Here is a 24,515-nt window from a genome sequence, read left to right on the forward strand (position 1 = left end):
ATTAAAGATTAGGAGGTGAAAACTATACATTTATTATACAAAAATAAAAGTGAAATTAAAACAGTAACTAAAATAGTAAATCTTATTTTTAAAATTATTGATGAGTTAAAACTATTTGCTAATAATGTGGTGATATGTAATATAAATAAAGATGACTTAAAATATTATTTTTTGAAATTTGATTTACAAAATAAAAACTTGTTGTTTAATATAAAGCTTTACAATTCAATTACAAAAACAATTGTTATAAAAAGTTATGTGTTAACGGACTTGATAAGAGACTGTGAAACTAAAAAAATAGAATTAAAATTGAACTATGATGTCAAAAATATGATATTAAAATCAAAAGAGAATGTACATAAAGATATTACTGAAATTTATATATGATTTTATCAAGCTTATGGGGGGAGAAATATGAATTTTACTATTGATAAAAATATAGAAGCAAAGCATTACACTACAGGCGGTAGAGTTCCAAAGCCACCAGGAAAAGGAGAGGTAATGATATGTCAAATATGTAATAAGCCAATAATGCCAGAACAATTTTCAATAGATAAATATAAAAGAAAAAAAGAATTTAAATGGCATATACATCCAAAATGCTTTGAGTACATAGATAAAATGGCTGATAAATCAGTTCCTGGTTTACTTAATGAAAGAAGATATTTACTTGAGTAAATATTTCTTGTATAAATGTATAGTTTTATAATCTTAATGGATAAGAAATGATAATATAATGCTAAGAAGGTATATAATATGGAGAAAAAAATAACTTATAAAAATAATATGCAAAAGTATGGAATGAGTGAATATCAAAGAATACATGATTTGGTATATGAATTACAAGCTGGTTCAAGAGATGCTGCACAAGAATTAATTAATTCATTTAGAACAATGTTAAATAAGTATGTCTCTTTAATAGTGTATGGACAATATTCTATAGAAGATTACTCAATAAGAAGTTTTATTAAATTATTTGTAGAGGAAGAAAATGAACGACTAAAATTAAATTCATATTTTGTGAATGGCCATGGTCAAAGGGTAGCAGATAAGACAGTTGCAAAAATAGTTGGTATATTTTCAAATAATGACAAAGAAGACATACAACAGGAGATAAGCGCTATTTTTTTATCTATGTGTCATAAATATAAAGATACAAAGCCGTCTTTTCACAATCATGTCAAAAGAAATTTTCATTATTATGTCTTTAGACATTTAGAAAAACTATCTAAAGACCCAATAGCAAGAGGTCTATATTATCAGAAAAAAATATGTAAGATATATGATTCTGACCAACAATTACCTATAGAAGAAACAATTTGTGATAAAAATGCACAAAAAGAAATAGACGAAGTGCTCGATTATGTCGAGCTTTTTTATAAGTTACAATTGTCAATTGCGATAATTGAAAAAGATGTAGCTATAAATATATACGATGATGAATTTTTAAATAATAATTGGATTAATGGAATTACGTGTTCTAATATTTTTAAGGATCTTACAACATTTGAAAGACGAATATTAGTAATGTGGTATATGAAAGATAATACTGATTCAGAAATAGCAGAGCTATTTGGTCTTTGTAGAGGGACAATAAATAAAAAAAGAGCCTGTGCAAAATCTAAATTGAGAAAAGCTGTAAGATTGATTAATTATTTAAAGGAGTAAGAATTATTACTCTTATAAGATTTAGACCACTCTAATATAAAGAGTGGTCTTCTTGAGTATTATTCTAATTCGTTCGCAATAGTATTATAAAAATTTGCTGATTCTATTAGCATCTGTTTAAAGTCTGCAGACCTTTCATTGTAATAGGTTCTACCTTTTTCAGTTATTTTATAGAGCTTTTTACGTTCTTTTTTTGCTGCAACCTCAATAAGACCTTTTGTGAGCATTTTTTCTATTATTGGATACATAGTTCCATTACTAGGTTTCCAAGATAAATTAAAACTACCTATATAATCTGTAACTTCCTTTCCATAAACACAATCGTCTTTTTTTATCATCAAATTTAACGTGTACAGCTCTAAAAATATACTACTAGAAAATTTATTATCATTTTCTTTTGTATTTACCGCTTTCATACCCATTGTTGAATATTTCATATATTTTCTCCTTTTAAATATTATTTTACAAATTCTGATACAGTTTTAATAAATAATTTACATGATAAATAATTTACATTATGTATTTGAATAATATAATTGAATATACACTATGAATTTTAACTTATATTTTTTGTATAGTTTTTACACGTACTTGATTATTATTATATAACATCCAACAGTCGCAAACAACAATTAATAAGTTAGAAGATATTTAGTTTTTAAGCTATAAATAAAATTTCAAATAAAGGAATGGTGAATAAACATGTGTAATACCAATATACAAGAAGAAACTATTTTAGAACAAATAAAAAGGATAAATGAAGAAGATAACAATATAGTTACCAATATAGTAGATAATTTTATAAATAAGCTTTATGATGAAATTAATAATAATGAGAATTTTAGTCTAAAACATGGTTTTTTAACTATAGGAAAATTACTAGTTATTTTAGCACAGTCATTATGTGATAATGAAGAACATTTTTCTAAAGAGTGTGATTTAGCAAAAGATATAGTTTTAAACAAAATTATGGAAGCTATTATGCCAAAAGTTGATTGTGGAAAAGTTATTGATGAGGATTTTGATATAGAAGATTTATCAATAAGAAGAATAATGCTTACACTTGGAATAGCTATAGATTATATTATTTGGAAAACTGATTTAACAAAAAAATATCAAGAAAATAGTATTAAGTAGTTATATACCAAATAAGAGTTTTGACAAAGTAATATTTTGTATGGCAATATAAAGAGTAGATAAAGTATTAGGAGGAACATTGAGTGTTAAAAAAGTGGTTTGGTATTATGAAAAAGAGACAAAAAGTTGAGGCAGCAAAAGAAGAAGGTGAAATAATATTAAAAAATGAAAAAATTTTGTATGAAGAAAATTTAATTGATAAAGAAAAAAAGGTATTATGCTGTAAAGAGGAAGTTGTAAGTGAAGAAAATGAGTCTTTAAACCAAGAAGAATATTTGTCTAATAAAGAAGATAAAGTGTTACGCAAAGAAGAAGTGGTATGTGATAAAAAAAATAAAGTCTTATCTGAAGAAGAATTGATAATCAACAATGATAAAGAAGAATTAATAGTTAATAATGATGATACAACTTTAAATAAAGTAGAAATAATAATTGATGATATAGAAATAATAGAAAAAAGTATAAATAGCGAAGAAATACTAATTAATAAAAATACTATAGAATTAGATAAAAATGAAGTATTTATTACTGATGAATCTATCAACTTAAATAAAGAAGAAATACCGCTTGAAAGTAAAAAAACAGATTCTAAAAAATTTGAAGAAATTGAGCGAAGTGAAAATAATATTTTAGTAACAAACACTACTGAAGTTGAAGAAAAACAAGTAATTGGTATAAATGAATATTTAACAGAAGAAGATTTAAATTACATAAAAGAAATAAAAATAAAACGAGGAAGAAGTATAAAAGCAATAAACTTATATACTAAAGAAGAGAAGACTTTTGATACTCATATTCAATGTAGTAAAAATCTTAAGGTACCACTTGGCTACATAAGAGAAAATTTAAAATATGGATATATGGATTACTTTGGAGAAGCTATAAATTATTTAAGTAAAGTGTTAAATGTAGAAGAATACTGTAAAAATGAGTGGAGCTATCTAGAAAATAGTAAATCTCCATCTGAGATATTTAATATTCTTAATGACAAAATATTTAGTACAAGACTTTCTGATAAAAGGAGAAATGAAATTTTAACTAATGATAAGATTGAAACAATAAAAATGAATTATAAGTTTGAGTGTATTGATGAAGAATATGATGAATATTTTAAAAAATATAAGTCTATAATCAAAAGAGGTGGAAAGAAAAAGATTGAATTAGTAAATAAAAAAGGCGAAGTATTAGAGATATTTAAGTCTTTAGAAGAATGTTCTATTTATTTGCAAAAAGAAAAAAATGAAGTTATACAAATGTTAAAGTATGGAGATACAAAAATAGGAAGAAATTTCATAAGATATAGTTTAAGAAATATTTAATTTCATTTTAAATTCATGAGAGTTTCATTTATGATTCACACATTTAATATTATTTTAATGTAAAATAATAAAAGTGAAGTATTGTACAATTAAATTTAAGGAGGATATTAATGTCTGAAGAAAAAAATTCAAAAGATAATACATTGAATGAAATTAAAAATTCAGAAAATGTAAGTTCTAAACAAGATGATGTGTCAGGTGAAAAAAATACTGATAACAAAATCAAAAAAAGAGAAATAAAATTAAGTAGTAAAAAGCTTAAAGCAATTGTAGCAATTGTTGCAGTAGGGGCAATTTGCTTGGGTGGAGGCTATGTCTCTGGAAAAGAAGCTGGAAGAAAATTACCAGCCACTTCAAAGCGTTATAATAGTAATGAAGTAGTAGCTACTATTGGGGATAAAAAAATTACAGGGGAAATGTTAAGAAAAAGAATGGAGCCATTATTTTATTTAAATGCAAAAAATACTATGAGTGATGATGAAATACGTTCATATGAATCAAATATGATTGAGACTATGATTACATCAGAGATATTATCTTCAGAAGCAGCAAAAGAAAAGATAAGCATAACTAATGACGAATTAAATTCTCAATATGATAATCTAATGTCTAGCATAGAATCTGCAATGGGAATGACAAAAGAAGAGTTTCTAAAGCAATTTGACCTGACTGAGAAATATATAAAAGACGATATGAAAAAAGAACTAATAGCATCAAAATACTTAAATGAAGCATCAAAAGTAACAGATAAAGATGCACAAAGTTATTATGACAAAAACAAGAGCAATTATTTACAAGTTAGAGCTTCACATATTTTAATAAAAACTGTTGATGATAAAGGTAAACAAGTCAGTGATAGTAAAAAAGCTGAACTTAAAAAACAAGCAGAAGAAATACTTAAAAAAGCTGAAGCTGGAGAAGATTTTGCTACTCTAGCTAAAAAGTATTCTGAAGATAGTAGTGCAGAATCAGGTGGAGATTTAGGATTTTTTGGAAAAGGTCAAATGGTAGAATCTTTTGAAAAAGCTGCATTTGCTTTGAAAAAAGGAGAAATATCTAGTAAGCTTGTAGAAAGTGATTATGGATACCATATAATTAAGAAAACAGATGAAAAATATCAACCATTTGAAGAAGTAAAATCAGATTTAGTAAGTACTTTAACATCAGAAAAGCAAAACTTACTTATAAATGATTTAAAGGAAAAATACAATGTAAAAATTACAGATAAATATCAAATGAAAGCAAAGCAATAGATTAAATCAATTTATTAAAAGAAGAAAATATTAATATATATATCTAAAAGCTGTTTTTGTTCTTAAATAGAGAACTTAAACAGCTTTTATTATTTTATCATAAAATTAATTCGCCTAAAAATGAAATTATAAAAAAATAACATGCATAAATTAACAATGAAAACGTATTTTGAATTTAAATTATTTCATTGAAAATCTATATAAAATATAAAAAAAATAAATAAAAAAATTTAAAAGCTAAAAAAATACTATTCAAATATATATACTAAAGTTATTCTTTAAAAATACTTAAAAAAGAATATTTTTCATAATTTTAAAAATAATAATAAAAAAATGAAAATATTAACAATAATCTATTGAGTAATATAAAAAAAGATGCTATTATAAGTATGTGTTAAAATGATTAAGCTAATCTTAGTACTGAATTTAACTATAAAAATAATAAGGGGGCGTTTTTTTATGTCAAATACTGAAAGCGTATCTAAAAAAGCTAGTCATCCGAAGAGTTTTTGGCTTGTTTGTATGACAATTTTATGGGAAAGATTTAGTTATTATGGATTAACAGCTTTGTTGGTATTATTTTTTACAGCGAGTGTAACTCAAGGTGGTCTAGGACTTTCTACTCAAGAAGCAACTTCAATGTTTGGTTTGTTTACAGGTCTTATATATCTTACACCATTAATTGGTGGCTGGTTGGCAGATAAAGTTTTAGGTCAACAAAAATGTATATCTATAGGTGCACTTTTAATAGCAATAGGTGACTTTGTTTTGTTTGCATCATCTACATCTATTAATATGGTTTGGGTAGGTCTATCAATAATCATTTTAGGAAATGGTTTTTTTAAATCAAGTTGTTCCAATATAGTTGGTGATATATATCCTAAAACCGAGGTATCAAGAAAAGACGCAGCATATAGTTTATTCTATATGGCAGTAAATGTAGGTGCATTCATAGCTCCAATCATATGTGGACTGCTTTCTGATAATGTATTTGCAGTAAGAGGAGTAAACGGAGATATAGTGTCTTATGGATATAAGATGGCATTCTTAGTTTGTGGTATAGGTATGATGCTTGGTATGATTATATTTACACTTTTTGCGCCAAAGCTACTAAAAGAAGTTGGAAAACATCCAGTTACTAAGGGAAATAAAGGTGAAAAAATTGAGTATGGACCACTTACTAAATTAGAGAAAAATAGAATCATAGCAATGGTTGTATTATTCTTATTTGTAGTTTTATTTTGGACAGCATACTATCAAACACAAAGTTCATTTATGATTTATGTAAGAGACAATGTAAATAGAACTCTATTTGGATTTGAAATGCCAGTGGCATGGCTTACATCGTTAAATGCTATATTATGTGTAGCTTTATGCCCTGTATTAGCTGCTTTGTGGGTTAAATTATCTAATACTAAAAGAGGCGACTTTTCTATTCCAGTTAAAATGGGGTTGGGAATGATAATAATGGGTCTTGGTTTTATAGTTATGGTATTGGCCACATTAGCCAATGGTTCAGATGGGACAATAAAGGCTAGCATACTTTTTATAGTAGTAACCTATATATTTACAACTGTAGGGGAGTTATTTTTGTCTCCTATAGGTCTTGCAATGTTTAATAAATTAGCTCCAGCTAAATATGCTACATTATCTATGGGTGCATGGTATCTGACAAGTTTTTTTGCTAGTTTGTTATCAGGAAAAATTGCTGGATTTACAGCTACATTAGGTTTTTTGCAAATCTTTGGAGGAATAGCAGGAGTCTTAATAATCTTTGGTTTAATATTACTTGGATTAAGAAATATATTGACAAAATTAATGGCAATGGATTTGTTAACAGAAACAAAATAATCCACACTTAATTAGTGAAAATAAAGGAAATTACATTTGAATATAAAATCAAACGTAATTTCCTCTTTAATTATGAAAAAAAGCTTTACATAGATAGATATTGTAATTAAAATTATAATTGTGATAATTAGAGTGTATAAGATTTATATAAATTATATAAAAGGAAAATTTATGTAATAAACTTTACATACTTATATATTTAGTTATTCAAACTATTATTTTGAGGAGGTCTTGTTGTGAATATAAAAGACAGAGTAAATGAATTAAGAAGACTTATGGAAGAAAAAAATATTGATGCTTATATGATTCCGTCTTCTGACAATCATCAAAGTGAATATGTAGGAGATTACTTCAAATCAAGAGAATTTATATCAGGATTCAATGGTTCAGCTGGAACAGTTATTGTGACTAAAGATGAAGCTGGATTATGGACAGATGGAAGATACTTTATACAAGCAGAATCTCAATTAGAAGGAAGTACAATAAAATTATTTAAAATGGGACAAGAAGGTTGCCCAACTACTGATGAATATTTATATACAAATATTCCAGAAGGTGGAACTTTAGGTTTTGATGGTAAAGTTATATGTGCTAAAGAAGGAGCTACATTAGCTGAAAAATTATCTAAAAAAGGTATAAAAGTAGAATACCAATATGATTTAATAGATAGCATATGGTCAGATAGACCAGCTTTATCAGATAGTAAAGCATTTTTATTAGATGTTAAATACTGTGGAGAAAGTTTTAGTTCAAAGTTAGCTAGATTGAGAGAAAAAATGAGTGAAAAAGGTACTTCTACTCATGTAATAACAACTCTTGATGACATAGCATGGTTATTTAATATAAGAGGTGGAGATGTTAAATACAATCCAGTTGTACTTTCTTATGCAGTGATAACTTTAAAAGAAGTTTATTTATTTGTTGATGAAAGTAAATTAAATGAAGAGATATTAAATGAATTGGCTAAAGAAAATGTAAAAATAAAACCATATAATGATGTATATGATTTTGTAAAACATATAGATAAAGATGAAAAAGTTTTAGTTGATGGAACTAAGATTAACTATGCAATTTACAATAATATACCTTGTGGAGTTGAAAAAGTTGATGAGTTTAATCCAGTAATGTTCTTTAAGGCCCAAAAAAATGAGGTAGAATTAGAGAACATAAGAAATTCACATGTTAAAGATGGTGTAGCTTTCACTAAATTTATGTACTGGTTAAAGAATAATGTAGGTAAGATAGAAATAACTGAAATAAGTGCTACTGAAAAATTAGAGGGACTAAGAAGAGAACAAGAAGGATTCTTTGAACCAAGTTTCAATACAATTGCTGCATATAAAGAGCATGCTGCTATGATGCACTATAGTGCAACTCCAGAATCAAACTATAAGTTGGAAGCTGAAGGTTTATTCTTAGTAGATTCAGGTGGACAATATTATGATGGAACTACTGATATAACTAGAACTACAGTATTAGGACCTATAAGTGATGAATTAAAATTACATTTCACTTCTGTAGCAAGAGGTATGATAAATCTTTCTAAGGTTAAATTCTTACATGGTTGTAGAGGATACAACCTAGATATATTATCTAGAAGTTGTATGTGGAATATGGGAATAGATTATCAATGTGGAACTGGACATGGTATAGGATTTGTATTAAATGTTCATGAAGCTCCAAATGGATTTAGATGGAGAGTAGTTCCTGAAAGATTTGATAGTGCAGTTCTTGAAGAAGGAATGGTAACTACTAATGAACCAGGTATATATATAGAAGGTTCTCATGGTATAAGAACAGAAAATGAAATAGTAGTTAGAAAAGCTGAAAAGAATTTTTATGGTCAATTTATGGAATTTGAAGTTGTTACATTAGCTCCTATTGATTTAGATGGTATAGTTCCAGAATTAATGAATCAAGATGAAAAAGATTATTTAAACTGGTATCATAAATTAGTTTATGATAAGATATCTCCTTTCCTAACTGGTGAAGAAAGAGAATGGTTAAAAGTTTATACTAGAGCTATATAGTTTTGTAATTGAATACTATAAATAAATCGAGGCATTTTAATGCCTCGATTTTTGATATATTATCTATTAAACTTAAACATAGTTTTTACTTTGATAATTCTACAAGTTTTTTATTCATTATAAGTAATATAATTCCAAATAGCAATAAAAATGAAGGGATTACTATAAATACTTGTAACATACCAAGGTGGTCTATAATAGCCTGTGTATAACCAGATAATTTATTTGCTGCAAATTTACCTAAGAACCAAACACCCATTAAGAATGAAATATATTTTTCTGGTGAAAGTTTATTTACCATACCATATCCAACTGGAGAAAAACAAATCTCTCCTATACTTTGGAATGTTAAAAATCCAATTACCCAAAATACACTTGCTTTCTGAATTGAATTAGGGTTAGTTCCTGTTTGTATAACTGCGACTATCATGAATAAAAATGCTATAGCTAATAGTATAAACCCTAGACTCATTTTTGAAGGTACACTTAAATCGCCTTTTTTAGTCTGAGATAATTTTACCCAGACTAGAGCAGATATAGGGCCAAGGATGACACATAGAAGACCATTATATGAATCTATCCATGAGGTTGGTATTTGAAAATTACCAACAGTCAGATTTATGTGTTCTTTTGTATACAAAGCTATAGACATAGAAGCTTGATTATATGCTATCCAAAAAAATACTGTAAAAAAAGCTAATATTAATATTACTATTATTCTTTTTTTCTCAACTGTAGTTAATGGTTTTGAAGCAAGTAATTTTTTATATTCTAATGATTTCTTTATAGTTTCTTTTTGACTACTAAATTCATTACTTGAAGATTTATAAAATCTTTTGTGACCAAATATAAAGAATAATAAGCCTATTAAAACAGTAATTGAAGCAAATAAAAATACATATCTGTAACCATACATATTTATAGAAGTACCATTTTTCATAGCGAACCATTCATTAGCGACCAAACCACAGATTAAAGGACCAAATAATGTTCCCAGATTAGTAGCCATATATGTAATAGAAAAAGCGCCATCCTTTCTTGGGTCATCATTAGTATATAAGTTTCCAACTAAGGTATGCAAGTTTCCCTTATAAAAACCTATTCCTAATCCAGACAAGAATATCATGATGTTTACATCCATTTTGCTATTTGCCAGATATCCTAAAAAGTAGCCAATTGAAACCATTATCATTCCAAGCATAATACAATTTTTCGGACCTAAAAATCTATCACTAACCCATCCACCAATAACTGGAGAAAAATAAGTCCATGCTAAAAAAGATGCAAGCATTGATGCAGATTCTGCTGGTGTTAATCCCAAACCACCTTTAGATACTTGCTCAGCTAGAAATAACAATAGCACTAATTTCATACCATAGTATGCAAGTCCTACAAATGTAAATATTGAACAACAAAAATATAAATCCTTAGGCTGTTTAAGCTTTTCTTGAGTTTTTAAAATTGACATATGTTGAGAACCTCCAGACCAATAATTTAACAAAATTTTTCCACACTATATGAGTATATGTTTTTTTTATAAAGACGTCAACTTATGGCATAAGAAAACAAAGTGTTAATAATCTATAAAAATAGTATTATTTTATAGATTCAGTAATATTTTTTTACAAGAATATATGTTATTATTATATTAAAATACAACATATTATGGAAAGGATATGCCAATTTAGTAGTTAGATTGATTGTTTGGCAGGTGGGATGAGCTATGATAAGAAAGAAATCTGAATTACAAGTAGAAGTAAAAGAAAATTTAACTGGTGGGGTTGGAAAAGTTAAGCTTGAAAATATATTACAAATTGATGAGCTTAAAGGAAAAGGAAGATTATTTAAAAGAATAACTTTACCAGTAGGAAGTTCAATTGGTGTGCATGACCATACAACTGATTTTGAGGTATATTATATATTAAAGGGAAAAGGTAAAGTTTTTGATAATGGGGAATTTGTAGAAGTAAATGAGGGTGATGTAATATACACTGCTGATGGTGAAGAACATTCTATAGAGAATATAGGAGAAGAAGAACTTGAATTTGTAGCAGTAGTCTTATATGTGTAAAATATGGAGGAGGAGTCATGACAAGCAAGATAGAAGAAATTAAAGACAAGATAAATAGATTTTGCAACTCCAATCTAAATCAAGAATATAAAGATATAAGTTTTAAAATCTTGCAAGACATTTTAGATAATAATAAAGAGATAATTCATTCTTCTAGAGCTGATATATGGTCTTCAGCTATACTAAACATAGTTTTGGAGCAAAATCTCTTATATAATAAGAAGCATCCATTACATATAACCAAAAAGGAATTTTCAAAAAAAATAGGTGTTTCTTTAAACACTATAAACAATAAATCATCATTGATAAAAGACGTTTGTAATATTGATTTCTTAAATCAAGATACTATTGCTATCTCTAATATTGAGTTTTGGGTAAGAGAGAGTAACTCTAAATCCAAAGCCATAGATTTAGAGTTAGAAAAGAAAAAAATACTTTATAAAAGATATATTAAACTATCACAAGAAGCTAAAAATCATATTGAGTCAATTAGGTATATGGAAGAAGCTGTAAACATTGGAAAAAGCATGATTACTAAGGAAGATAGACAACTTGGATTTTGGAAAGGTGTATCTACTAGAGCTTATATGGTAGCACTTGAGTCTCTTGCTAGGAAGTTAGAGAGTATTGATAATTTAAAGGAAGCTAGAAAGGTATTAGAGTATTTAATAGAAATCAATCCTGATGATGAGCAAGGAATAAGGTATAAATTACTCAATGTATTAATTAGGTTAAATGATAGAATAGCAATAAATAATTTATTTGAAATGTATAAAGAAGAAAATTCTGCTACATGGATGTATAGCAAAGCTCTTTATTATTTTAAAAATAAAAATATGTTTTTAGCAAGTGATGCTATTAAAAGTGCTAAAAATAAAAATAAATATATTGGATTATATTTAATAGATTGGCGAAATGCCTTTGGTAGAGAGTTTGTTACAGCGGAAGAAAAGGGAGAAGCTGTCTATTACTATGATGAAAATATAGTACTTTGGAATGAAGTTAAAGGTTCTATGGATTGGTTACTGAAAAAAATGTTGGAATTTTCATAAAAAAAACTACTCCTTATTACTTATAAAAAAGTAAGGAGTAGTTTTTTTATTTATACATCTAATTTTAAATCTCCTGGTTTTATCATACCTTTTTTTCTCATAAATTCTGATATTATTAGAGTTACAATAGCAGGAAGTACAAAGTTAAGTAAAAGTATACCAATCCACATAGTTATTCCACCTTTTCCAGCACTTTGCATGGCAGTTACTGTTCCAAATTGTCCAACTAATCCACAAGTTCCCATACCAGAGCCAATAGGTATATTTTCCATTTTAAATATTGTTGTAGACAATGGCCCAAGTATTATTGAAGCTATTGTAGGTGGTATCCAAATTTTCCAGTTTTTTATTATATTGGGAACTTGGAGCATGGATGTACCAAGTCCTTGAGCTACAAGACCTCCTACTCCATTTTCTCTAAAACTCATAACAGCAAAACCTATCATTTGGCAACAACAACCAACAGTTGCTGCTCCACCAGCAAGCCCTCCCAAACTTAACATCATACAAATAGCTGCACTACTTATGGGTAGTGTAAGAGCTATTCCAACAAGTGCAGAGACAAGAGCTCCCATTATTATAGGTTGCATAGTGGTTGCTTGCATTATTATGTTTCCAAATGAAGTCATAAATGCAGAAACTGCTGGTCCAATAAGTTCTGCCACAAGTACTCCTATTAGTATTGTTACAGCAGGTGTAACTAATATGTCTACCTTTGTTTCCTTTGAAACTAATTTTCCAATTTCTACTGCAAAAAGTGTAGCGACAAATGCACCCACAGGTCCTCCTAGTTCATTACCACAAGCTCCAACAAGTGCACAAGAAAATAGCACAAGTGGAGGCGCTTGAAGTCCATACGCAATAGCCACTGCTATAGCTGGGCCTGTAACTTGCTTAGCAAGTGGGCTTATAACTTCAGTAAAAAGAGATATGTTAAAGTTATCTCCTAATGTGTTAAAAATTGTTCCAATTAAAAGGGAAGAAAAAAGGCCTAGTGCCATATAACTTAATGCATCAATAAGATACCTTTGAACAGAAATTTCAATGTTTTTGCTCTTAGCAAACGATTTAAAATTTCTTTTTTTGCAATTGATTTCCAATTTAAAATCCTCCTCATATAATACAAATATAATTTCTTTTTAATTAATTATATAACTTTTTAGCTGACAAGACAAATGTTATTTCACTAAAATTAGACTACTGTAATAGTAAGAAATTAACACTAATTTTAGTTTTAAATTTTAAATTTATGGTTTATAATTAGTATAGGGATATTCTGAAATATAATACTTTTCCAGTTTATCCCAATATTTAACTTAGGTAGATTGCTTACAAAACAAATGATTATATATTAGGCTAAAGGAAGTGGATAGATGAGATTTGTAGAAAATAAGAAATACAGAAAAATTGCCATAATTATATCTATTCCTATATTGCTTGTTGCGCAGTACTACCTTTTTAAATTTGGAATACTTAGACCAATGGTAAAGGGAGTGGAAATCGAAATTGTAGATGGGGAATATGTTAAAGATTTAGATAAATATGTAGTAAAACTAAATGAAACAGTTACTTTGTCTACTGGCGAATATATCAAGGTTCCTTCATATGCTAAAGACCCAAATATTTGGTTTAATGTGTTGGATAATTCAGGGACTTTAAAAATAGATGGAAATAAGATGACAGCATTAAAGGTTGGGTATTCTTCTGTGGGTATTATGAAGAATTCAAGAGTGTTGAAAAAGGCTACTATAAAGGTAGTAGACCCAGAAGTAGAATCACTAGATATGGAGATTAATGGGGATTTAAAACATGTTGGTGATAGTGCTACTATAGAAAGTACAATAGAGGTTGATTATGACAAATTTAAAAAGTCATATAAACCTATCTATAAGAGTAGTAATGATGATGTGCTAAAAATTAAAGGAAATACAGTAAGTGCAGTTGGAGTTGGAAAAGCCACAATATATGCTAAGTGTGGAAATAAAGAAGTAGAGAGAACCTTTAGAATTCAAGCTAGAGTTGCCGAAATAAATATGAATGATGTAAAAATAGAAGTTGACCAAAATGAGAAATTAAAACCAGATATAATAACTTCTCCACCAGGTTTAGAACCACCAAAAATACACTATGAGTTGGCCGATTCAAAATTACCTGTGGAAAGAGCTATAAGTCTAAGCGGTGATGGAAGTGTAGTAGGTCTTAGAGAAGGTAAAGAAAGAGTAAGGATAACTTGTGGAGATAAGTCTAAAATAATAACTGTAACAGTAGTCAAAGAAACTATAACTAATGATTATATACAGAATTTAGTAGGTTCACATAAAATAGTAAATAACAAAGTTATTATTAAACTTGAATGGGATTATATGAAAGATGTTTTTGACTATGATATATATCTTAAAGACAAGTTGTCAGAAGAATCATTTAAGAAAATCAAATCTATAACTGTAAATGAAAGTGATTTAGGAAAATCACAAAAAGTATATGCTACTATAGAAATTGATGTAAAAGATAATCAGAGTATAGATTATGATATTTATGTTCTAGGTAAGAAAGACTCAGATACAACCAAGCCAAGTAATATAATAAACATTACTAATATGAATGGTAATGGCAACTCAGATAATAATGATAACATACAAAACATGAAGGTTGAAAATATATCCGCTAATGTTGACAGAGATAACAATGTTATTAGAGTTAACTGGAGCAGTGTATCTCATAAAGAATGTACCTATAGTATATATATAAAAAATAATACTAATGGAGATGGTGAGTTTACTTTGTATCAAAGTGATATAAAAGGGAATGAACATACTATAAGTATCCCTGAAGGAGATTTAAATTTAGATATATATGTAGTGGCAAATTACAATGGACAAAATTCTAAAAATAGTGATGTTATAAATGTAAGATAAATTTATACAAAAATTTAGAAGTGTTAGATTTATGATTTATTAATAAATCAAATCATTATAAGAAGAGGATAGTATGGGAGTAATCATACTATCCTTTCTATTTTATTGAAACATACTGGTGTTAAATTTTTAGTGTGAAAATTATTGTAAAAATGAAAACATAAAAGGCATATATATCATACCAGATTATCATAATCCAACAACGCATTCTATGTCTAACTTATCATGTAAGAAAATAGCAGAGATAGCAAAAAAGTATAATATCATAATTATTGAAGAAAGAAAAGATGAGATTATAAAAAGAAATGAAGCTACTAATAAGATTTTATCTGAGTATAATTTAATTAAATAAATAAAAATGCGGAGAAATTTATTATAATAAACCTCCGCTTTTATTATTTAATGAAATACTTTACTTTCTATTAAAATTTTAACTTTAATCATCTTGAAAATATAATCGTTTTATGGTAAAATAATTCTTAAAAATAGAAATAATTAATCATTTGTTAAAAAAAATGCATAATAAATTGTAATTTATTGACTATAGTGGGAAAATATTCACAAATGTATAAAATAACAGAAAAAATGCAAAAATAAAATCAATTTCATATGTTATAAAATCTATATGGCAAAATTAAATTTGCCTATCAGAATGATATAAACACATCAGAAAGGAGGATGCTATCAATAATGGAAATTAATTAATTTTGGTAGCTAAAAATTATGAATGAACAAACTAGAATATCCTTAGAGAGAGCTGCTGAACTAAAATCAAAAATTGATGATTATATTCAGGCTAGGAAAACAATTAACAGAGGTCTTGAAAAAGAAGAAGAGATAAATAAACGAAAACAAAACATATTAAGCATATTAAATGGAACAGAAGAAGACTGGAATAATTACAAATGGCAATTATCAAATAGAATCACAGATGTAGATACTTTATCAAAGATTATCAATCTAACTAAAAAAGAAAAAGAATATATAAAAGAAGTTGGTACTCAATTTAGATGGGCAATATCTCCATATTATTTGAGCTTGATAGACCCAAATGATATATGTGACCCTATAAAATTACTTTCTATACCGACACATATAGAATTGGAAGATGAACAAGATGATTTAGACCCAATGGGAGAAGAGTATACAAATCCAGCAGGATGTATAACTAGAAGATATCCAGATAGATTAATAATAAATGTAACAAATGAATGTGCTATGTATTGTAGACATTGCCAAAGAAGAAGAAATATTGGTCAACAAGATTCTCATAAGTCGAAAGCTGTTATACAAGAATCTATAGACTATATTAGAGAAAATGAAGAAATAAGAGATGTATTAGTAACTGGTGGAGATGCTCTTACATTAAAAGATGATTATTTGGAATGGATTCTTAGCCAACTTAAAGAAATACCACATGTTGATTATGTTAGATTAGGAACTAGAACTCTTGTTACCATGCCACAAAGAGTTACAGATGATTTTTGTAATATGCTAAAAAAATATCATCCTATATATATAAATACACATTTTAATCATCCGATGGAAATAACTAAAGAATCTAAAGAGGCTTGTGAAAAATTAGCAAATGCAGGTATACCATTAGGAAATCAAGCCGTGTTATTAAATGGTATAAATAATGATAAATTTGTAATGAGATGTTTAAATCAAGAATTACTTAAAATAAGAGTAAAACCATACTATATATTCCAAAGCAAACATGTAAAAGGAACAAAACATTTTAATACATCAGTAGATGATGGTCTTGAAATAATGGAATATCTAAGAGGATATACATCAGGAATGGCAATACCAACATATATAGTTAATGCTCCAAAAGGAGGCGGTAAGACTCCATTACTTCCACAATACCTTGTATCAAAAGGAACAGATTATGTTATGCTTAGAACATGGGAAGGCAAAGTTATAAAAATGGAAGATGAACCAGCTGTAGATATAAAGAAACTTATAAAAGAGCAAGCACAGGATTAATAAAATATTTAAATATATAAAAAGAAACAACTTTAAAATAAAAATAAAATGGATGCTAAATTTATATCAATTTGCATCCATTTTTATATTAGTTAATTATTTTATTTATTATTTTGTTGTTGATTAACCAATTCAAGGTATCCACTTGGATGGAAGTAATATATCTCAGAAGTATTTTCATTTACAAAATAACCAATGTCACCATCTGCATCTGGTAAAAATACATATCCATTAAGATTTTTAGCTTTTAATGCTTCAAAATCGCTAGCATTTCCTTGATATATGTAATCAACTTTATTGTTGTATTTTACTAAAAGTTCTTTGGCTTGCTCTTGAGTCAATTTAGTACTTTGACTTACAGGAACATTCTTTTGAGAATCAGCATAAGAAGATTCATTTACTGGTGCAGTTAATAATAAACAAGATAAAACTAATAAAGATATAAGTGCTTTTTTCATACTAAAACCCTCTTTCGTAATTAATTATATAAGATTCATTTCTTAATAATATTATATGTTTTCTATAATTAAATATTACCATTAAAGAGGATAATATTACAGTTACACAGCTGTAACCTTTGATTACAAAATCGTAATTAAATTGTATTTTTATTCCATTTGTATTTTATCATGTCTACGATTAACAAATTCACAAAAGTATATTTTTATTACACCCATAACAGGAGCAGATAGAATCATACCAGGTATACCAAAAAATCCTCCACCAATAGTAACTGCTAGTATTGTAAAGAATGGGCTAAGCCCTAGCTGTCCACCTACAATTTTTGGTTCTATAAATGCAACTTCTACTTGTTGAATTATTATTAAGTAAATTAAACAAGTTAATGCAGTTGTCGGATTGTAGAATAAGTTGATTACTACAACTGGTGCCATACCTATTACTGGGCCAAAATATGGAACCATATTCATAATACCCATTAATGTACCAAACAATAGGGCATATTCAGACTTTAAAAAGTATAGACCAATTCCAGAAAGTACTCCAACTACAAATGAATCTAAAATTTTGCCTGTAAAGTATTTACCAATATTTAAATTTAAGCTTTGACACAATTCTATTATAAAGTCTCCATATTTTTTACCTAAAGAAATATAAACAATTTTCTTTGTAAATTCTAAGAATCTTTCTTTTTCTAATAATATATAGAAACAAATTATAAAACCTAAAACAAGTTGTACTATAAATTTTCCAACAGAGAAGGTAGTACTAAAGATTCCTCCAAGTGAACCAATAAGCAAGTTACTAAACTTGGGCATTACGCTCATAATTTTATCACCATATTCTTTTAATGTATTAGGGTCTACTGATTGTAAGCTTTTTCCTAAATCAAATAAAAATTGTTCTGTCTTGTCTATATACATAGGAACTTGAGTTACCAAATCAGCCAAACTGTTTACTATGGATGGAACTGTAAATAGTATAAAAGATATTAATATAACTATTAATACACCATAAGTAAGAAGCAAAGAATATATCCTTTTAAAATTAAGTTTATTTTCTAAAAACTTTACTAATGGATTAAATACATATGCTAATACAAAGGCTATTATAAATGGAGTTAGTAGTGACATCAGTAAACTTATTACTCCAAAAAAATATTTGTAATTATCAATAACTTTAATCAAAATATATGAAATAACTACAGTAAGTATAATATTTAAATGAATTTTTTTATCTTGCAAAACAACACAACCTTTCTTATATTTATTAAGTTTATATTTACTTAAATTTAAAATCAAGTTAATATTTATAGCTTATTATACAATAAAAAGTAGTATTAATATAGTGTGATTAATATTAAATTTGACAAGTGTACAATATTTTGCAAGTTTTCTCTAAATAGTGTTTTTATCTTCTCAAATTTGCATATTGCAAATAGAAACAGTTATAATTTGTTTCTAATTCTCTGTACATTTCTATTTATATAGTGCCTTCCAATATATTTGTATAAAAGATTTTTACACCATCCTATTTTTTGGTTATATTGATTGAAAAAATCATCTGGAGTATCAAAGGTTCCCAAATCATCAATTATTCCCTCTTTTTGAATAAATGTATTATTTAGATTCCAAGATATTTGAGGATTTTGCAAATCCTTAGTGGCAATGCCCCATCCCAAAAATAAGCCTTGACAGTCATTGTATTTTTGCTGAATACTTGTAAGATAATTTTTATCTAAAATAAGACCTTCTAATTGATACCATTGTTTTTCATAGTATACTTCTATCCATGTGTGAATGATTTCTGTAGGAGTAATCTTGTAAAGAACTCCTAAGAGCTCTAATTGAACTCTTTTATCTAGAGTAAAACCATGAATCCTACATGGAATGCCAACTCCTTTTAAAAGTGCCATAGCAAGTATAGTCTTTGTATTGCATTGTCCATATCCATCTTTTAGTATTTTACTTGCAGATATATTGTCACTTTCATTAAAACCAAACTTGATGTCATCTCTAACAAAATTATAAATTTGTTTGATTTTATTAAAATTATCTAATTGATTCCATTTCTTTTCGCTAATAAGCTCTTGAACATTTTTTGAATTAAAGTCTAATAATGTACTTTCTGATAAATGTCTTTTCATAAAATATAAATCTCCTTTATTTAGTGTAATTATATTTTATATCTTAGAGTAATTTGAAACTTTCAAAAACTTGCTGTTTTTTAATATACCAGAAATATTCATACCAGTCATACATTTATTGGTATATGCTAGATGTGAAGCGCTGTCAAAACCTGACATCATAGCAGCATCGGTTATAGAGTATTTACCAGATAAAAGTAAAAAATATGCTTTTTGAATTTTATGTAGGAGAATATAACTTTTTAATGGCATTCCTGTTTGTTCTTTGAATATATGGGACAGTCTACTTGGCGAAAGAAAGACCATATTAGAAATATTTTTTATAGAATGGTCATGACAGTCACACTCATTAAGTCTTTGCATTATTTTATGAATTCTTTTATCAACTACTGTGTAATTGTCTTGAGTAACATTAAGATATTCGAACATAGAATTTGTAAAATTTAAATAACTTTTTTCATCATGATTTTTGAAAAAATTAATATATTCTTTTTGTGTATGTTTATTATTATGAATATCTATAATTCCATAACCTTTAATTTTGTCAATATATTTTGACTTAAAGCTTAATGCAAGTGATGATGTTGGCTCAATTAACATAGTAAAACATATTTTTTCTCCTGTTGAAAAACAATGTTCTATATTACTATCTACAATAATACATTTACCTTCTATATCATTGCCATCTATAGTTATATTTAAACTGTCTTCAATTCCTATAAACAATTGTAACATCCAATGTTTATGCTTATTTGATTGAATAGAATTTGTAAACGAAGAAATATGATTATTTGACATAATTATATAATTAATAAAATTACCTCCAAACATTTTTCTTATTGAGGAAATACAGGTTAATTGTACAGTATTTTTCAGTAAGATTAGTGAAATTTTTATTTTATTATACTTTAGATTTTAATTTTGTTCAATTATTTTAAAATTAGATTATTTTTATAATGAATTAATTTTATTTTATATACTATTGGACCTGTATTAAGATATTTTAAAATATAAATTACTTATGGTAAAACTTGCATATAAAAAATAAAAATTTTATAATTATATTACAGATTATATAAAATAAAACATCAAGTCATAAGTTGAAGAAAAGAGGATGTCATGAAGTTATTTCAGCAAAAAACACAAGTTCATAAATTTAAAAATTCAAAGGAATTTATAGAAGAATTCAAAATTTGTAAATCAGATTTTATATTGACAAGTAAAAGTGCATATGATACATATTTTAAAAGCCTTGGTTTGGATGCACATGTAGAATATAAAAGTAAGTATGGAACTGGTGAACCTAATGATATAATGATGGATAAATTATTGGATGATTTTTCAAAAACTAATTGTACAAGAATTATTGCTATTGGTGGGGGAGCAGTTATTGATATGGCAAAGTTGTTAGTACTGAAAGATGGAAATAAATCAAGTGATTTATTTCAAAAAAAGGTTCCTTTAGAAAAAATAAGAGAATTAATAGCTGTTCCTACAACTTGTGGAGCAGGTTCAGAGGTGTCAAATATTTCAATTGCAGAAATAACAGAGATGAATACGAAGTTTGGATTAGCTGTAGATGAATTATTTCCAGATTATGCAGTTTTAATTCCAGAGTTATTATTAGAGCTTCCATATTCATTTTTTGCTACAAGTGCAATCGACGCTTTAATACATGCTATAGAATCTTTTGTATCTCCAAAGGCGAGTATTTATACAGAAATTTTTAGTACCAAAGCTATAGAGATGATTTTAAATGGATTTCAGCAAATTGTACTAAATGGAAAAGATTATAGATTTGATATTATAGAAGATTTTTTGATTGCAAGTGATTTAGCTGGTATTGCTTTTGGAAATGCTGGTACAGGAGCAGTACATGCACTTTCATACCCATTAAGTGGAGTTTATCATGTTACTCATGGTGAAGCTAATTATCAATTTTTTATAGAAGTATTTAAAGCATATAATAGATTATCACCAGATGGTAAATTAGCAAAAATAAATATGCTTTTGAGTGAAATAATGAGTTGTAAAGTATCAGAGGTATATGAAAAAATGGAAGAACTACTTAATAAAATTATTACAAGAAAAAGTTTAAGAGAATATGGAATGAAAGAGTATGAGATAAATAGTTTTGCAGACAGTGTACTAGATAGTCAACAAAGGTTGCTAAATCAAAGTTATATTAAACTTAATAAAGAAGAAATAGTAAATATATACAGAACTTTATATTGATATCCCAAATCTAAAAGTTAATTGTTCTATATTTAGCTATAACTCAAATTTATGAAAAGCGGTGATTTGATTAAATCATCGCTTTTTATGACTGACATTTTTATAAGATAATATATCTTGTACTTATTAAAAAATATATATTTCATTTAATTATGACAAATAAAGATAAAATTTAAATATTTTAGAGGTAATTTTATTTAGATATAGAATTTTAGAGTAATGATATACAAATGTGTTATATTACCACTTTATATCAAAAATAGTAATATAATAGTCATATACATTTAGAAAATTTATTGTTTAAAAGGAGTAGAACCTATGATAAAAAAAGAAATGGGTAATTTTAAAGGAAGCAGTGATTATGTAGTATCACCAGAATTAATGGCATCAGTTAATGTTGCTATAGCACTTGAAAAACCACTTTTAATTAAAGGAGAACCTGGAACAGGAAAAACTATGCTTGCACAAGCAATTTCAAATCAACTGCAAAAAGATTTAGTAATTTGGAACATAAAATCAACTACAAAAGCACAGGATGGTCTTTATGTATATGATACTGTTCAAAGACTTTATGATAGCCAATTTGGAGGTGAAGGAGTAGATGATATTGGTAAGTACATAAAATATGGTAAATTAGGAGAAGCATTTAGTTCAGAACAACAAGTAATTCTTTTGATAGATGAAATAGACAAGGCAGACTTAGAGTTTCCAAACGACTTACTTTGGGAATTAGATAAAATGGAGTTTTATATAAATGAAACAAAAGAAACTGTAACAGCAAAACAAAGACCTATAGTGATTATAACTTCGAATGCAGAAAAAGAGCTTCCAGATGCTTTTTTAAGAAGATGTATATTTCATTATATAGAATTTCCTGATAGAGATATGATGGAGGAGATAGTAAAAGTACATTTTGATAAAGTTGAAGAACATTTATTGGAACAAGTAATGACTACTTTTTATTGGATTAGAAGTTTAAGAGAGATACAAAAGAAGCCTAGTACATCAGAGTTAATAGACTGGATACAAGCATTGACTTTGAGTGGAATTCCAATTGAAAAAATAGAAAAAGAAGTTCCTTTTGCAGGGATACTGCTTAAAAATAACGAGGATATTGAATCTATGCAAAAACGTTTGTAGTCAATAGGAGCTGAATAATTATGTTTATTAAATTTTTTTATTTATTGAGAGCAAGAGGCCTAGATATATCTTTAAATGAGTGGATGACTCTAATTGAAGCACTAGACAAAGGGCTTTGTCATTCAAATTTTTCGAATTTTTACTATCTTTGTAGGATGATTTTAATAAAAAGTGAAAGTAATTTTGATAAATTTGATGCAGTGTTTTTGGAGTACTTTAAAGGTATAGAACACAAAGAGGAAATTCCAGAAGAGATTATGAACTGGCTTAAAAATCCAAATGTAGATTTAGAAGGATTTGAAAGATTAGAGCAAAATCCCAACATAAACCTTGATGAATTGAGAGCTAAATTAGAGGAACGTATAAAAGAACAAGATTCTCCACATAATGGAGGGAATTACTGGATAGGAACAGGGGGTACTTCTGAATTAGGTCATTCAGGCAAAGGTCAAACTGGTATACGCATAGGCGGAACTTCCACCTATGGAAGAGCTGTTCTCGAAGTTGCAGGAGAAAGAAAGTATAGGGATTTTAGAGATGATGAAGTTTTAAATATGCGTCAATTTCAAGTTGCATTAAAAAGGCTTCGTCAATTTTCTACTAGAATAGATGCTCCAAAAACAGAGCTTGATTTAGATAAAACCATTGAAGAGACTTGTAATAATGCAGGGTATTTAAAACTGTTTTTCGAAAAACCAAGAAAAAATACAGTGAAGCTTTTGTTGCTTATAGATTCAGGGGGTTCAATGAGAGGATATAGTACTTTATGTAATACATTATTTCAGTCTGTAAGTAAATCAAATCACTTTAAAGATGTAAAAGTATGCTATTTTCATAACTGTTTTTATGATAGATTATTTACTACACCAGAATGTTGGTTAAGTAAGTCTATTGATACTGAATGGATATTACAAAACATAGATAAAAACTATAAAGTTATAATCGTGGGTGATGCGTCTATGGCACCTTCTGAGTTACTTCATATTGGTGGTAATTATCGAGGTCCATATAACGATACACCTGGAATAGAGTGGCTTAAAAGATTCAAAAGAAAGTATAGTAAAATTGTGTGGCTAAATCCGGAACTGAGAGATGGGTGGGATTCAATCAGTTATTGGTATCAGACTCAAAGGTTAATACAAAGTGAGTTTAATATGTATCCATTAACTGTAAAAGGATTGGAAAAATCATTGAAAAATTTAATGGTCGCGAAATAATATAAAAAATGATGGTACAAATTATATAAA

General features: G+C 27.3%; 22 protein-coding genes and 1 pseudogene. 16 read left to right on the forward strand and 7 right to left on the reverse strand.

From position 1 onward, the window contains the following. Positions 1–15: 15 nt before the first annotated feature. The 3 genes from JJC01_08280 (at position 16) to JJC01_08290 (ending at position 1,668) form a co-directional block, all read left to right on the forward strand. The gene (locus JJC01_08280) at positions 16–387 is read left to right on the forward strand and encodes a hypothetical protein (GenBank protein ID UDN59845.1); all 372 of its coding nucleotides are present in this window, start codon (positions 16–18) and stop codon (positions 385–387) included. 27 nt (positions 388–414) lie between these two features. Next, positions 415–678 (forward strand): hypothetical protein, encoded by a 264-nt coding sequence (locus tag JJC01_08285; protein UDN59846.1) that lies wholly within the window; start codon positions 415–417, stop codon positions 676–678. A gap of 78 nt (positions 679–756) precedes the next feature. Then, complete coding sequence (locus tag JJC01_08290) at positions 757–1,668, forward strand: RNA polymerase subunit sigma-24 (protein ID UDN59847.1); 912 nt, start codon at positions 757–759, stop codon at positions 1,666–1,668. Between the two features lie 59 nt (positions 1,669–1,727). On the opposite strand, the gene JJC01_08295 is transcribed toward JJC01_08290, so the two are convergent. Further along, on the reverse strand, positions 1,728–2,105 hold the full coding sequence (locus JJC01_08295) for a PadR family transcriptional regulator (GenBank protein UDN59848.1): 378 nt from the start codon (positions 2,103–2,105) through the stop codon (positions 1,728–1,730). A gap of 265 nt (positions 2,106–2,370) precedes the next feature. Here JJC01_08295 and JJC01_08300 point away from each other — a divergent pair, with 265 nt between their 5' ends. The 5 genes from JJC01_08300 to JJC01_08320 all read left to right on the forward strand — a co-directional run bounded on the left by JJC01_08300 (position 2,371) and on the right by JJC01_08320 (position 9,258). Beyond that, positions 2,371–2,805 (forward strand): hypothetical protein, encoded by a 435-nt coding sequence (locus JJC01_08300; protein ID UDN59849.1) that lies wholly within the window; start codon positions 2,371–2,373, stop codon positions 2,803–2,805. A gap of 275 nt (positions 2,806–3,080) precedes the next feature. Then, positions 3,081–4,124 (forward strand): hypothetical protein, encoded by a 1,044-nt coding sequence (locus JJC01_08305; GenBank protein UDN60146.1) that lies wholly within the window; start codon positions 3,081–3,083, stop codon positions 4,122–4,124. Between the two features lie 110 nt (positions 4,125–4,234). After that, complete coding sequence (locus JJC01_08310; protein ID UDN59850.1) at positions 4,235–5,377, forward strand: peptidylprolyl isomerase; 1,143 nt, start codon at positions 4,235–4,237, stop codon at positions 5,375–5,377. Between the two features lie 459 nt (positions 5,378–5,836). Further along, the gene (locus tag JJC01_08315; protein ID UDN59851.1) at positions 5,837–7,228 is read left to right on the forward strand and encodes a peptide MFS transporter; all 1,392 of its coding nucleotides are present in this window, start codon (positions 5,837–5,839) and stop codon (positions 7,226–7,228) included. A 236-nt stretch (positions 7,229–7,464) separates the two neighbouring features. Then, the gene (locus tag JJC01_08320) at positions 7,465–9,258 is read left to right on the forward strand and encodes an aminopeptidase P family protein (GenBank protein ID UDN59852.1); all 1,794 of its coding nucleotides are present in this window, start codon (positions 7,465–7,467) and stop codon (positions 9,256–9,258) included. 85 nt (positions 9,259–9,343) lie between these two features. Here JJC01_08320 and JJC01_08325 read toward each other — a convergent pair whose 3' ends face one another. Further along, the gene (locus JJC01_08325; GenBank protein ID UDN59853.1) at positions 9,344–10,726 is read right to left on the reverse strand and encodes a peptide MFS transporter; all 1,383 of its coding nucleotides are present in this window, start codon (positions 10,724–10,726) and stop codon (positions 9,344–9,346) included. Positions 10,727–10,981: 255 nt separating this feature from the next. Between JJC01_08325 and JJC01_08330 the strand changes: the two genes are divergently transcribed. Together JJC01_08330 and JJC01_08335 are read left to right on the forward strand one after the other, a co-directional pair. Continuing rightward, complete coding sequence (locus tag JJC01_08330) at positions 10,982–11,329, forward strand: cupin domain-containing protein (GenBank protein UDN59854.1); 348 nt, start codon at positions 10,982–10,984, stop codon at positions 11,327–11,329. Between the two features lie 17 nt (positions 11,330–11,346). Then, on the forward strand, positions 11,347–12,381 hold the full coding sequence (locus JJC01_08335) for a hypothetical protein (protein ID UDN59855.1): 1,035 nt from the start codon (positions 11,347–11,349) through the stop codon (positions 12,379–12,381). Positions 12,382–12,431: 50 nt separating this feature from the next. Here JJC01_08335 and JJC01_08340 read toward each other — a convergent pair whose 3' ends face one another. Then, positions 12,432–13,481, reverse strand: a complete 1,050-nt coding sequence (locus JJC01_08340; protein UDN59856.1) for a PTS sugar transporter subunit IIC — start codon at positions 13,479–13,481, stop codon at positions 12,432–12,434. Positions 13,482–13,754: 273 nt separating this feature from the next. On the opposite strand from JJC01_08340, the gene JJC01_08345 reads away from it, so the two are divergent. The 3 genes and pseudogenes from JJC01_08345 (at position 13,755) to eam (ending at position 17,288) form a co-directional block, all read left to right on the forward strand. Then, the gene (locus JJC01_08345) at positions 13,755–15,296 is read left to right on the forward strand and encodes a hypothetical protein (protein ID UDN59857.1); all 1,542 of its coding nucleotides are present in this window, start codon (positions 13,755–13,757) and stop codon (positions 15,294–15,296) included. A 136-nt stretch (positions 15,297–15,432) separates the two neighbouring features. Next, positions 15,433–15,576: pseudogene (locus JJC01_08350) on the forward strand (PLP-dependent aminotransferase family protein). Between the two features lie 443 nt (positions 15,577–16,019). Next, positions 16,020–17,288 (forward strand): glutamate 2,3-aminomutase, encoded by a 1,269-nt coding sequence (gene eam / locus JJC01_08355; protein ID UDN59858.1) that lies wholly within the window; start codon positions 16,020–16,022, stop codon positions 17,286–17,288. A 101-nt stretch (positions 17,289–17,389) separates the two neighbouring features. Here eam and JJC01_08360 read toward each other — a convergent pair whose 3' ends face one another. The 4 genes from JJC01_08360 to JJC01_08375 form a co-directional block, all read right to left on the reverse strand. After that, positions 17,390–17,746 carry a hypothetical protein gene (locus JJC01_08360; protein UDN59859.1) on the reverse strand — a complete coding sequence of 119 codons (357 nt, stop codon included), beginning with the start codon at positions 17,744–17,746 and terminating at the stop codon, positions 17,390–17,392. A 150-nt stretch (positions 17,747–17,896) separates the two neighbouring features. Further along, positions 17,897–18,991 (reverse strand): AI-2E family transporter, encoded by a 1,095-nt coding sequence (locus tag JJC01_08365; GenBank protein UDN59860.1) that lies wholly within the window; start codon positions 18,989–18,991, stop codon positions 17,897–17,899. A gap of 203 nt (positions 18,992–19,194) precedes the next feature. After that, a complete protein-coding gene (locus tag JJC01_08370; protein ID UDN59861.1) occupies positions 19,195–19,893 on the reverse strand; it encodes a transglutaminase domain-containing protein in 699 nt (232 codons plus the stop codon). A 36-nt stretch (positions 19,894–19,929) separates the two neighbouring features. Next, a complete protein-coding gene (locus JJC01_08375; protein ID UDN59862.1) occupies positions 19,930–20,619 on the reverse strand; it encodes a helix-turn-helix domain-containing protein in 690 nt (229 codons plus the stop codon). A gap of 393 nt (positions 20,620–21,012) precedes the next feature. On the opposite strand from JJC01_08375, the gene JJC01_08380 reads away from it, so the two are divergent. The 3 genes from JJC01_08380 to JJC01_08390 all read left to right on the forward strand — a co-directional run bounded on the left by JJC01_08380 (position 21,013) and on the right by JJC01_08390 (position 24,485). Next, a complete protein-coding gene (locus JJC01_08380) occupies positions 21,013–22,128 on the forward strand; it encodes a 4-hydroxybutyrate dehydrogenase (protein UDN59863.1) in 1,116 nt (371 codons plus the stop codon). A gap of 318 nt (positions 22,129–22,446) precedes the next feature. Continuing rightward, entirely contained in the window at positions 22,447–23,268 is an 822-nt protein-coding gene (locus JJC01_08385; GenBank protein UDN59864.1) for a MoxR family ATPase, read from the forward strand. 20 nt (positions 23,269–23,288) lie between these two features. Next, the gene (locus JJC01_08390) at positions 23,289–24,485 is read left to right on the forward strand and encodes a VWA domain-containing protein (GenBank protein UDN59865.1); all 1,197 of its coding nucleotides are present in this window, start codon (positions 23,289–23,291) and stop codon (positions 24,483–24,485) included. Positions 24,486–24,515 lie beyond the last annotated feature (30 nt).

It is taken from the genome of Clostridioides sp. ES-S-0010-02 (genome assembly GCA_020641055.1).
Classification (GTDB): domain Bacteria; phylum Bacillota; class Clostridia; order Peptostreptococcales; family Peptostreptococcaceae; genus Clostridioides.